Annotated in this window: 11 protein-coding genes; all 11 read right to left on the bottom strand. The window is 45.1% G+C overall.

Annotated features, from left to right (window positions below):
* Positions 1 to 7: 7 nt before the first annotated feature.
* The 11 genes from astA to hflC all read right to left on the bottom strand — a co-directional run bounded on the left by astA (position 8) and on the right by hflC (position 12653).
* Complete coding sequence (astA, locus tag FM037_RS03735) at positions 8 to 1027, bottom strand: arginine N-succinyltransferase (RefSeq protein ID WP_144044903.1); 1020 nt, start codon at positions 1025 to 1027, stop codon at positions 8 to 10.
* A 148-nt stretch (positions 1028 to 1175) separates the two neighbouring features.
* Positions 1176 to 2393 (bottom strand): aspartate aminotransferase family protein, encoded by a 1218-nt coding sequence (locus FM037_RS03730; protein WP_144044902.1) that lies wholly within the window; start codon positions 2391 to 2393, stop codon positions 1176 to 1178.
* 452 nt (positions 2394 to 2845) lie between these two features.
* Positions 2846 to 3988, bottom strand: coding sequence for an HDOD domain-containing protein (locus FM037_RS03725; protein ID WP_144044901.1), 1143 nt, complete (start codon positions 3986 to 3988; stop codon positions 2846 to 2848).
* A gap of 305 nt (positions 3989 to 4293) precedes the next feature.
* Positions 4294 to 6783, bottom strand: coding sequence for a S9 family peptidase (locus FM037_RS03720; protein ID WP_144044900.1), 2490 nt, complete (start codon positions 6781 to 6783; stop codon positions 4294 to 4296).
* A 204-nt stretch (positions 6784 to 6987) separates the two neighbouring features.
* Positions 6988 to 7578 carry an anthranilate synthase component II gene (locus FM037_RS03715; RefSeq protein ID WP_144044899.1) on the bottom strand — a complete coding sequence of 197 codons (591 nt, stop codon included), beginning with the start codon at positions 7576 to 7578 and terminating at the stop codon, positions 6988 to 6990.
* A gap of 106 nt (positions 7579 to 7684) precedes the next feature.
* Positions 7685 to 8209 (bottom strand): ClpXP protease specificity-enhancing factor, encoded by a 525-nt coding sequence (locus tag FM037_RS03710; protein WP_144044898.1) that lies wholly within the window; start codon positions 8207 to 8209, stop codon positions 7685 to 7687.
* Positions 8209 to 8838 (bottom strand): stringent starvation protein SspA, encoded by a 630-nt coding sequence (sspA, locus tag FM037_RS03705; protein ID WP_144044897.1) that lies wholly within the window; start codon positions 8836 to 8838, stop codon positions 8209 to 8211. Before sspA ends, FM037_RS03710 begins: the two co-directional genes overlap by 1 nt.
* A 107-nt stretch (positions 8839 to 8945) precedes the next feature.
* Positions 8946 to 9644, bottom strand: coding sequence for a cytochrome c1 (locus tag FM037_RS03700; RefSeq protein WP_144044896.1), 699 nt, complete (start codon positions 9642 to 9644; stop codon positions 8946 to 8948).
* Positions 9644 to 10858, bottom strand: a complete 1215-nt coding sequence (locus tag FM037_RS03695) for a cytochrome b (protein WP_144044895.1) — start codon at positions 10856 to 10858, stop codon at positions 9644 to 9646. Before FM037_RS03695 ends, FM037_RS03700 begins: the two co-directional genes overlap by 1 nt.
* The gene (gene petA / locus FM037_RS03690; protein WP_144044894.1) at positions 10858 to 11448 is read right to left on the bottom strand and encodes a ubiquinol-cytochrome c reductase iron-sulfur subunit; all 591 of its coding nucleotides are present in this window, start codon (positions 11446 to 11448) and stop codon (positions 10858 to 10860) included. The genes FM037_RS03695 and petA overlap by 1 nt, the downstream gene beginning before the upstream one ends.
* 326 nt (positions 11449 to 11774) lie before the next feature.
* On the bottom strand, positions 11775 to 12653 hold the full coding sequence (hflC, locus tag FM037_RS03685) for a protease modulator HflC (RefSeq protein WP_144044893.1): 879 nt from the start codon (positions 12651 to 12653) through the stop codon (positions 11775 to 11777).
* Positions 12654 to 12655 lie beyond the last annotated feature (2 nt).

The raw sequence follows: 12655 nt of genomic DNA, 5'->3' as shown, positions 1-12655 counted from the left end.
TTTCTTCCTACATAGCCAAGACACGGATCTGCTCACCCTCTGACAGCAATAATCCTGCTGCAAGTTCGGGTGACACAGTAACCACATCACTATCTTCTGTGAGCAGAAGTTTAGCCGAGGTGGCGCGGTAATTCGCTAATTGAGTATTTGATATGATAAAACTGAAATCAGATTCTGGAGCATCGCCAATCGTGATCGTCAGTAAGCGGCTTTCTCTTACCGAACGAATATCAGACAAGTTGCACTCGACCGTAGGTCCGCCGTCAAAAATATCGACATAACCACGACATCTGAAACCTTCAGCCTGAAGCAGATTTAGCGCCGGACGAGTGTTGGCATGAACCTCACCGATCACTTTCTGCGCTTCTTCGGGTAGCAAGCACACATACACGGCATTTTTAGGCATCATCTCAGCCATAAAGGCTTTCTGCCCCAAGCCCGAAAGGTAATCGGCCTCGACAAAATCTATGCCTAAGAAGTGCTTCTGCAGCCAATCATAGAAGGGAGAGTTCCCTGCTTCATCACTTTCTCCGCGCATTTCGGCGATCACAGTATCGCCGAAGCGCTCTGCATGCTGCGCTAAGAATAGGAAACGGCTACGGGATAACATTCTACCGTTGTTATTTTTACGATAGGTATCACGCAGGAACAAGGTACATAGCTCGGCAGCACCAGTATAGTCGTGGCATAAGGTCAAGGTTTCCACCTCATTTCTCACGTCGATCTGCTCGGAGTGATAAACCTCAGTGCCTAAACGATAGTGGTAAAACGCATCTTCCATGCCCACAGCAGCCTCGAGACCACAAGTGCCGACGACTTCGCCAGACTCAGTATCTTCGAGTACCATCAGGTAACCTTCATCGAAAGGTTTATCGACCTGCTTTTGAAACGAAGCCTCTACACGAGCAATCTTGCTCCTGAGTAGCTCTTCGTTAACCGGCAAGGAAGTAAAACCATGACCAGATTCTTCGGCTATTTGATAAAGCGCTTTATAGTCGCTAGATCGGATAGGACGTATGATTAACATCTCTGTGTCTCCTCACTCTTGCTCGTCGCTCAACCGCTTACTTATCTTTAGCATGAGTATCTATTAAGACAAGCAGCTAACGGCTAAGGTTCAAGTATTGCCAATGCCAAAAAAGCGAGAGATAAATACCTCTCACTCATTCAATCAATTAGCCTGCAACTACTTTAGCTACTGCACGTTCAAAACGCGCAAGACCTTCGGCGATATCGGCCTCTGGAATGACTAATGACGGAGTGAAGCGAATAACATTTGCACCAGCAATAAGGCTCATCAGGCCTTCGTCAGTACCGGCAACCAAGAACTCTTTAGCACGTCCCTGGTATTTATCATTGAGTACTGCACCAAGTAGTAGACCTTGACCACGAACTTCTGTGAACACATCATACTTGTCGTTTATCTTCTTTAGTCCATCACGCAGTAACTGCTCACGAACCTTAACGCCTTGCAATACTTCCGGAGTATTAACTACATCCAAAACCGCATTAGCGACAGCACAAGCCAGTGGATTACCACCATAGGTAGAACCATGAGTACCTATCTTAAGATGAGCGGCAATCTCTTTAGTGGTCAGCATAGCAGCGATAGGGAATCCACCACCTAAAGCTTTAGCCGTAGTCAGAATATCTGGTACCACGTCACCACGCATGTATGCGTATAGCTCACCTAAACGGCCAACACCCGTTTGTACTTCATCGAATACCAGCAGTGCATTGTGCTTATCACAAAGAGCACGTACGGCTGTTAGGAATTCAGGATCGGCATCTACGATCCCGCCCTCTCCTTGAAGAGGCTCCATCATGATGGCACAGGTCTTATCTGAGATAACCGCTTCAAGAGCAGCAATGTCATTGAATGGTACGTGAGTAATGCCCTGGGGCTTAGGACCGAAGCCATCTGAATACGCAGCCTGACCACCGACACTTACGGTGAAGAAAGTACGACCGTGGAATGCCTTGTCGAAGGCGATGATCTGATCTTTCTTAGCACCAAACTTATCCATGGCATAACGACGAACAAGTTTTAAAGCAGCTTCGTTTGCTTCTGCACCTGAGTTTGCGAAATATACACGATCGGCAAATGTCGCATTGACTAACTTAGTCGCGAGTTCGAGTGCCGGCTCGTTAGTCATGACATTAGATAGATGCCAAATTTTTTCACCTTGCTCTTTCAATGCACCAACAAGGGCAGGATGACAGTGGCCTAAACAGTTAACGGCAATACCGCCTGCAAAATCGATGAACTCTTTACCTTCTTGATCCCAGACTCGGCTGCCTGCACCGCGGACAGGAATAACTGCCGAGGGCGCATAATTAGGCACCATTACTTCATCAAATTGGGCTCTTGTCAGTGTGTTGTTGACGCTCATACCTTCTCATCCTTTATTATCGTTAATGGCTCTGTGAGCCACTATTGCCGCCTTCTTATCATTAGAAAACTCTTACTGGCGGTACTTGTTTGCATTGCTTAAGAGTCATTAATAGCGAAAATGTGATCAAAATACCAGTTTCTTACACTCATCATAGACGAGCCTCGCATATTTAATGCATAAAGATTGGTCTTTAAGAATTATACAAGCGTTTATAGCGGGGGTTTACAGCATAACTAGTCATAAAAAAAGTTACTAGAGCCATAAACAGCTAGTTATTCATCATATATGAATAGTTAACCGAACTATAACTGCTACTATGACTAAGATAATTGAATAATGCTTATAAATAACTCACTCATCATCAGCGGATAAAAGCCCTTTCCCCAAATGCTACAATCCGGCGAGTTCTGAGTAAATTATTTGCTAAAACCAAGAAAAATGACAGCTTACTAGATGATGTTGAGCTTCTTGTAATTCTGTCCCTTGAGACGAATGACCTCTTGTTCAGATAACTCATAATAGTCAAACATCATCCGCTTCTCCTGAGGAGCAATTTGACGCAACTCTTCCAATAAGACGACCTTAGCGTAACAATTGGCTCGGGCAACCATAGCAGCATCCTCGGAAAGATCTTTATAACTCAAGTTATTATCTAGCTCGGCTAAGACTTTAGTCATTGCACTATCTTTGAAATCGAGATAATGAAGCAGCTGCCAATTGAGCTTATTTCCATGCTCCAGGACCAGGTGGTAGACTTTTTCTGCAGGGAACTCAGTTGCAACGACCGCATCGTAAACTTCTTTGTCCCTACTGCCACTGGCCTCTCTTAGCCAGGTTCCCCAGGTCTTTTCAAACAACTTAGCGCTATTTTTCAGCACAACAGAGGGGCCAAGCTGACTGAGTAAGGTACAGGTATAGACAAAGGAACCGTCCTTCTCGTGTAATTTAGCCAAGGCTTGAGCGGCAATAGCACTCACGACCGAATACCGCCACAGTTTTCGAGTGGTCCAGAGTAAGTTAGCATGCCCGGTAGGCAACCAATTTCGAATACAAAAATAAGGGATCAATAGCTTAATATTTTCGATGCCGATAAAATTAAGCACTAGCTTAATATCGGTGACTTTCACATCGGAACGCTGGGGGCGACGATGACGAAAAGAGGCACTATTAACCATATTAATCAGATCACGAACTAGCCATGACTGCTCTTCTATCAGAGGTTTAAGACGATTGATGTCTATGTTTTTACCTTGCAACAACTCTAACATCAACAACTGATTTTCGTTGATGCCTGAATGCTTCAACACCTGTTCAGGAGAAGAAAGCCTATGTTCTACGGCATTATTAACCGTATTGATAAGTTGTTCCGATACCTCCTCAAACACCTGCTTCGCTTGGATCTGCTTAGCTAATCGCTCTAAAACCGCCTCTCTCTCAATAGCCAATTTATTTGCATCATTTTCAAGCTCGGCATCGAGTTCATCAAACATGGAGTTCGATTTCTGTTTACCGACAATAAGTTGTTGATACAACCTGTGCTCAATCTCAATAATTTTTCCAGGCCTTACACCACCGGCTACCGATATTGCCACGTTTAGCTACTTCCTCACAAAAAATCTATATAGTTACAATTTAGCATTAATCTGATTCATTTAGCAGAAATTACAGAGAATTAACTGTGTTTGAATACTTTTTGCCTTACGATTAACCATCGAATTTGGGCTTGCCACCCATCCACTTAAAATGAGTGGCCACATTCTTCCCTAGAGTAATATTTGTCTTCGGGAAAGAGCCCGTCAACAGACAACTTATCTCAATAGATATAAGTGCCTGCACTAAAGTTCATTATAAAAAACAGGCCTCATAGAAGAGGCCTGTAAAATGATTCTAGATAAGATTATTTAAGCTCTTGCTCAAACAGTTTATAGATACGACGATACTCATCCAGCCAGCTCGATGGCTGCTTGAAGCCATGGGGCTCCACCGGATAGATAGCCGTTTCAAACATAGGCTTCTCAAGTTCAATCAAACGCTGCACCAGACGTACGCTATCCTGGAAGAAGACATTGTCATCGAGCACACCAGACATGATAAGCAGCGGCTTTTCCAAGCCTTGAGCGTGCTCTATAGGGGAGCTACGTTCATAGGCTATGGCATCGACATCCGGCGTATTTAAGATATTTGAAGTATACGGCGCATTATAATGAGCCCAATCAGTCACAGGACGCAAGGCTGCTCCAGCCTGAAATAACTCTGGCTCGGTGAACAAGGCCATAAATGTCAGGAAGCCACCGTAAGAGCCACCATAGGTTCCCACCTTAGCCGTATCGACATTGGTATTGGCTGCCATCCAGCTCACACCATCTTTAAGGTCTTCCACTTCGGGATGACCCATGTTGCGGTAAACCGCAGTGCGCCAATCACGGCCATAGCCTTTAGATCCCCGATAATCCATATCCATTACCACATAACCTTGCTGAGTAAGCAGGTTATGGAACATGAACTCTCGAAAATAACCGGAAAAGCCGTAGTGAGCATTTTGCAAATATCCGGCACCGTGATTGAAAATCACCGCTGGGTATTTTTCAGCTCGAGTCTTATCATAACCTTGTGGCAGATATACCCGGGCATATATATCATCCGCTCCATGGGTGGATGGGACGGCAACCACTTCGGGAGCCTGCCATGGATAATTCTTAAATGCCTCACTGGTATAATGAGTTAACTGCTTACGATCGCCACCAATCACTTTTAGAAACAGTTCAGCGGGTTCGGTGCGGCGAGAGGCATTGAGCAAGAGGCTATTGCCGTCAGGACTGAGTTCATAATCGAGCTGGCCATCCCACTGAGTCAGCTGCTCATCTTTACCCGTGACAATATTGACGCGATAGACATTATCTATGCCAGGATGCGCCTTGTTTGCCTTGTAATAGATGAACTGGGCCTTAGGGCCTAAGGTTACGCTACTCACCACAAACTTACCTTGGGTCAAAGGCTCCGCCTGTTTTCCTTTCTTTTTTAAATAAAGATGGGAGTAGCCAGTTTCTTCCGATAGATAATAAAGAGAATCGGTACCCGTTACCCAACCGAACTGGTTAAAAGTGTAATTAACCCAGGCATTGTCATGAAGTCTGTGCTCAGTCTTCAATGACCCATGCTCCATATCAAGGCTAGCAATCCATCTGTCTTTGTTATCTAGGGCTTCAAGCATGATAACCAGGTTATGGCCCGAGCCTTGCCATTGAATCGCGCTCTGTGACCAGCCCCAGTCTTGCATCAACTGGATCTTACGCGGCGCCTTCTCACTCTTATAAGACTCACCCTTCGCCTTGGCATTTTCGCTCTTTACTTTAGCCAGTACGTCTTCATCGAAGCCGATTAACCCTTCGATTGTGATGTCTTTCTTAATGTGATTGTCCAGATCCAGCAACACCAACCTCTCTCCCGGAGGATTGTCTTCTGCTACACGCGCTCTTGCAGGGACAGCATCCACATAACCATCTTTGCCCAAATAATTAGGCATGATGTCATGCTCGCTTCGCCAGCTGTACTCCTTGTCGATCAGAGACAAGAGCACATAACGCCCATCGGGAGAAAGACTTAAGTCGGACACTACTTCCTTGTCGCCTAAGTACCAGGTATTAGATGCCATGCTTGGATCGACCTTGTTGAGATCTTCCTTGTATGCTTGTTTCTTTTTGGCTTTATCCTGTTGCAGGGCAACGTATTGAATCAATCTTTGCTGCTGTTTAGCAATATAGCTCTCTGGCTCTTGAACACCTTTTGGCTTAGCTGCCATCTCAATATTAGCAATTTGTTCCAACATTCCGCTATCTTGATGAATTCGAAATATCTGATCGCCTTGCCAAAAAGCTAAGTCACCGCCATCGAGGAAACGGACTCCATCGACGTTAGTGTTCTGCCTGGTTAACTGAGAGATCTTTTCCGAAGCCAACTCCTTAACGAACAGGTTACCTTGATAGATATAGGCTTTACGTGTCTTTTCTCGATCGATAACTCCATCTTGCTGATCTGCAAGATGAAGCTGATTTAGCGATAACGGGGAAGCAATTGCTTGATCCACGCCTTGATTGTAATAGTCTTTGATAGGTGAAGCGTGTGCTTGACGGGCAAAATACACTGACTGGCTGTCATCACTCCAATAGGCCCCCTTGGCGAATAGCCCCATCCAATCAGGATCTGCCATGATCTGATTTAGCGTGAGTAGCTCATCGACTTGAGGAGGGGTTGCGAGTGCCGGATTGACCACGGCTTGATTCACTTGGGCAAGAGACTGAGTATTAGAGTTAGAGTCTGATACCGCACAACCACTTAAGATGGCGATTGTGAGTACACTAAGAGCTGAATTTCGCAGCAAACCTGTCATTATCCTTCCTTCTGTTATTTCAATGATCCTGACTCGCTACTAATAAGTAAGCCATACTTGGTCATTGATATTATTTTGCAAATATTTATATCACAAAAGGGATAAGGATTAGTTAGTGTTTTTTAGAAAACTTGTAACAAGCTAACAAGTTTTAGGATTCATGAATCTGCAAAGAAAGTAATAAAGGCAGGAAAGCCATCAAGGCTAGCAAGTTCTGGTTTGAGTACCTAGATCGAGAAAATTCTGTAATAGCTCGAGTCCCTGCTGAGTGAGTACAGATTCAGGGTGAAACTGAACACCTAATATAGGCAGGCTTTTATGACTCATGGCCATGATCTCTCTTCCATGCACAGGATCATCGAACCAGGCATCTAAGATGAAATCTGCGGGTATAGTTTCAACAATCAATGAGTGATAACGTGTCACAGTCAAGGGGTCGTTCAGGGAGGAAAATAGACGAGTATTTGTATGGTTAATCAGACTTGTCTTACCGTGCATGACTCGCTGAGCCCGAATAACCTTGGCACCGAATACCTGAGCGATAGCCTGATGGCCAAGACAAACACCTAATATCGGCAGTTTCCCCGAGAAATACTCGATAGCAGCAAGAGATATCCCAGCCTCATTCGGTGTGCACGGTCCGGGAGAGATAACCAAATATGAAGGATTTAAAGCCTCTATCTCTTCCAAGGTGATCTCATCGTTACGCTTAACCAAGATCTCTTGACCTAGTTGCTGAAAGTACTGCACTAAGTTAAAAGTAAAAGAATCGTAGTTATCGATCATCAACAACATGGAACAAGTTTTTCCTAACAATTAAAGCCGGCGGCAGATGCTATCACAGCCACAAATAATAAAAAAGCCAGTCATATGACTGGCTTTAGTGATTCACATGTAAGTATTACTTAACAAGTGTCAGATGACCTCGACGCTTAGGCTCTGGATCTGGCGACGTCTTATCAGAAGGAGAGTCAGCTGCTGGAGTATCGCCTAGTGAAGACTCGACAGACGATAACTCACTCTTTGTATCTGTTAATGGAGCTTGTTCAGGCTTCACCACAGATAAACCAGCTTCTTCAGACTCAGACTCAGCCTCGACTTGATAAGCATCTTCCATATCGAAGACTGTTCCGGCACCATTCTCTCTCGCATATATTGCTACAATCGCAGCCATAGGCAAGACAACCTGCTGAGGAACACCACCAAAGCGAGCATTAAACTCAATAAAATCGTGACCTATCTGTAGGTTACCTACAGCGGTCGATGTGATATTGAGCACAATCTGACCATCTTTCACATATTGTTGTGGAACCTGAGTCCCCGGCACATAAGCGTCAACGACGACATGTGGGGTAAGATCATTATCCATCAACCAATCATAATATGCTTGCAACAAGTATGGGCGATTTGGTGTCATAGGCTTCATTAGATACCCATGCGCATTTCGCGCTCGGTCTCAGTAAGAGAAGCTTTAAATGATTCACGATCGAATAGACGTGTCATATAGGCTTTTACTTCTTTAGCCGCACGGTTATCTAATTCGATTCCCAGTACAGGTAGGCGCCATAATAATGGCCCCAAATAACAGTCGGCTAGGCCGAACTCTTCAGCCATAAAGTAAGGCATCTCGGTAAATATCGGTGCAATTGCAGTTAAGCTTTCCTGCAACTCTTTACGAGCCGCATCGGCACGATCGCCACTTCGGATTCGCTCAACCAGCGAATACCAATCATTTTCGATGCGGTGCATCATCAAACGAGTCTGGCCACGTGAAACCGGGTATACAGGCATAAGTGGTGGATGCGGGAAACGCTCGTCCAAGTACTCCATGATGATACGTGAGTTATAAAGTATTAATTCACGATCGACCAGAGTAGGAACTGTATTGTATGGGTTTAGCTCGATCAGATCTTCAGGCATCTCACTTGGGTCCGCCTCCAGTACATCGACGGTGACTCCTTTCTCAGCCAAGACGATACGAACTTGGTGACTATAAAGATCGTCAGCACCTGAATACAGGGTCATGATTGAGCGTTTATTGGCAGCAACAGCCATTGATACCCTCCGGGAATTTGATGTCAAAAGCAAAAAACAGAAAGCAAACGAGGGGCAATGCCCCCCGTTTACAATATGCGGATGATACATTCTAACCTTTAAAGGGGTTAGTGTACATCTCTCCAGTATTCTTTCTTCAACAAGTAAGCTAACACGAAGAAGATAAACAGGAAGCCCATCACCCATAAACCTAAGCTTTCACGCTCAAGTTTTACCGGGTCGCCAGAGTAAACCAGGAAGCCGGTGATATCACGAACCACTTGGTCATATTCTTCGGCATTCAGAGATCCACCAGTCGCAACTAGCGTACCATCATCTTGCTTAACCGGGATGCCTTGCAGATGCTCAAGCACATGAGGCATACCCACCGACGGGAACACGATATTGTTCACGCCAAATGGACGATTCTCATCTTTATAGAAACCTTTAAGGTAAGTGTAGATCCAATCTTCACCACGAACACGGGCGACCAAGGTGAGATCTGGTGGCGTTGCACCAAACCACTTAGCCGCAGCATCTTCTGGAATCGAATTTTCCATCAGGTCGCCAGGCTTAGCATCTTTATCGAACATGTATTTTGTACGCATGTCGTCGAGAGAAATACCTAAATCATCGGCTACTCGGCTGTATCTCTGATATTGAGTGCTATGACAACCCGCACAGTTGTGCTGGAACAAATCAAGACCACGTTGTAATGACTCTGTGTCATTGAGATCTATGTTAGCACTCTCTAGATGGACCGACGAACCCGAAGCAAATGCCAATGTGGGTACTAAGGCAACTAATGCAATAAGTAATTTTTTCATTAGTGAGTCAACCTCTCTGGTACAGGTTTAGTCTTCTCGTTCTTACTGTAGAGCCAAAGGAAGAAGAAGAAGCCGAAGTAAGTCAGAGTAAAGACACGCGCAGCAATCGTTAGCTCAGGCGTCGCCGGAACAGCACCTAAATAACCAAGGATGACGAATGAAATCGCAAACTGAGCTAAGTTCAGCTTATGTGTCAGGCTACGGTAACGAACAGACTTAACCTTACAACGATCTAACCAAGGCAGTACAAACAGTACAGCAATCGCTAGTCCCATGCCCATTACACCGATCAGCTTATCGGGAATCGCACGTAATATCGCGTAGAAAGGCGTGAAATACCAAACCGGTGCAATATGCTCTGGGGTCTTCATCGAGTTAGCCGCTTCGAAGTTTGGTCCTTCGAGGAAGTAACCGCCACCTTCAGGCATAAAGAAGAGCACATAACAGAAGACAATCAGGAAGCCAGCGGTGCCAAAAATGTCTTTGACTGTGTAGTAAGGGTGGAATGGGATACCATCGACAGGCCATCCATTTTCATCCTTATTCTTCTTGATCTCGATACCATCCGGGTTATTTGAACCCACTTCGTGCAAGGCAATCAAGTGCAGGAACACCAAGACAACTAAGACCAAAGGCAGTGCAATAACATGCAGCGCGAAGAAGCGGTTCAGAGTCGCGCCGGAGACAACGAAGTCACCACGTATCCAGAGTGTCAGGTCATCACCAATAAAGGGGATGGCACCGAACAATGAGATAATAACCTGAGCGCCCCAGTATGACATCTGTCCCCATGGCAGCAGATAGCCCATGAAAGCTTCGGCCATCAGCACGAGGAAGATAAGCATACCGAATAACCAAAGTAGTTCTCTTGGCTTCTGGTAAGATCCGTAAATAAGACCACGGAACATATGCAGATAGATCACCACGAAGAATGCCGAGGCGCCGGTGGAGTGCATATAGCGCAGCAACCAACCATACTCGACATCACGCATTATGTATTCGATTGACGCGAATGCGCCTTCTGCTGTTGGCACATAGTTCATTGTCAGCCAGATACCTGTCAGTAACTGGTTAACCAGAACTAGCATGGCAAGTGAGCCGAAGAAGTACCAAAAGTTAAAGTTTGTTGGCGTCGCATATTGACCCACATGACGGTTATAAGTCGCCGTCATCGGGATGCGAGCATCGATCCAATCAACTAGATTCTTAATCATTACGCTGCCCCTTGATCGACACCGATGATGACATTGCCTTCATCGATATACTGATGTGGTGGAACAACTAAGTTCAACGGTGCTGGTACACCTTGGAAGACGCGACCAGCCAAATCAAACTTAGAACCATGACACGGGCAATAGAAGCCTGAAGGAACGCCTTCAACTTGCTCACTGAACGTATCCGGTAAATAGGTAGGAGAACAACCTAAGTGAGTACATAGTCCCACCGCGATAAAATACTCCGGATTGATCGAACGAACCGCATTTTTAGCATAAGAAGGCTGTTGTTCTTCTGCCGATGCTGGATCGCGGAGTTGACTGTCGAGTGTGGCAAGATTTGTTAAAATCTCTTTAGTACGACGTACAACCCAGACAGGCTTTCCACGCCATTCGACACGGATTAACTGACCTGGCTCTACTTTACTGATGTTTACTTCAACCGGTGCACCTGCAGCTTTCGCTTTGGCACTCGGATTCCATGACTTTATAAAAGGAACCGCTACAGCGACGGCACCTACACCACCTACTACGGCGGTTGCTGCGGTCAGAAATCTGCGACGTCCGGTATCGACTGGCGCATTGCTCATCCACTTATCTCCAGAGAGTGTTGGAATTTTTGTTTTAAATTATTTTTAAAGTTGGGGGTTTACCCCAAAACTCAAAAACGAAACTTGAGGCGGGGCTCATTATAGCCAAAAATCAGAAGCAGATCATAGTAAATCGAATAACAAAGTTAACTATGTTAGGAAAATAGCCTTTCCAGCGCATTAAATAGTCATCTAGTTATGGAATTAAAGATCATATATGCACAGATAAGTGAAATAAATAAATAACATAGGATGCTAAATTAGTGACTTGGAAGTTTAAAGCAAAAAAAACCCGGCATACGCCGGGATTTTTCATCCAAATAGACTTATTTGCCTAAAGGGCTCTTCATATATTTGAAGAAATCACTGTCAGGCTCAAGCACCATGACATTCGAACCACCTTCGAAACTGACCTTATAAGCCTCTAAGCTACGCAAGAAGCTATAAAACTCAGGATCTTGGCTAAATGCATCTGCGTATATCTTAGCCGCAGTCGCATCGCCTTCGCCTCGAACTTCAAGCGCTTTACGTTGAGCCTCGGCTAACATGATAGTGACCGAAGCATCTGTCTTAGCCTTGATGATCTCAGACTGTTCCATGCCTTGTGCTCTGTGCTCTTTCGCTACCGCTGTACGTTCTGCACGCATACGTTGATAGATACTCGAACTCACATTAGCCGGCAAGTTAATCTGCTTGACTCGCACATCAACCACTTCGATGCCTAAGTCTGCCGCACTCTCAGATGCATTTCTCAATGCATCTTGTTGTAGCTCATCACGACTTCCGGAAACAATCTCCTTAATCGTGCGACGGCCGAACTCGGTGCGAAGGTCGTTATTGATCTTACGCTGTAGTAACGACTCGGCGTTAGCCTTGATGCCACCGTTAGTCGATAAGTAGTATTTCTCGAAGTCCTTAATACGCCACTTCACATAGGAATCGACCATAAGATCTTTCTTCTCTGAAGTCACGAATCTGTCTGCTGCACCATCCATAGTCTGGATACGTGAATCAAGAAATTTGATCTTATCGATCATAGGTATCTTGATGTGCAAACCAGGCGCGTAGATACGAGTGATCCCATCATCCTTTAGGATCTTACCGAAACGTGAAACGATCGCTCGTTCACCTTCGTTAACCACTAAAATTGACGACAAGAATACAGCCACTAGCACGGCAGCAATAACCGCTATTAGTCTACCCATGA

Source organism: Shewanella psychropiezotolerans (genome assembly GCF_007197555.1).
Taxonomy (GTDB): domain Bacteria; phylum Pseudomonadota; class Gammaproteobacteria; order Enterobacterales; family Shewanellaceae; genus Shewanella; species Shewanella psychropiezotolerans.
The sequence above is the reverse complement of the archived record's forward strand: the minus strand, read 5'-3'. Positions and strand labels throughout refer to the sequence as shown.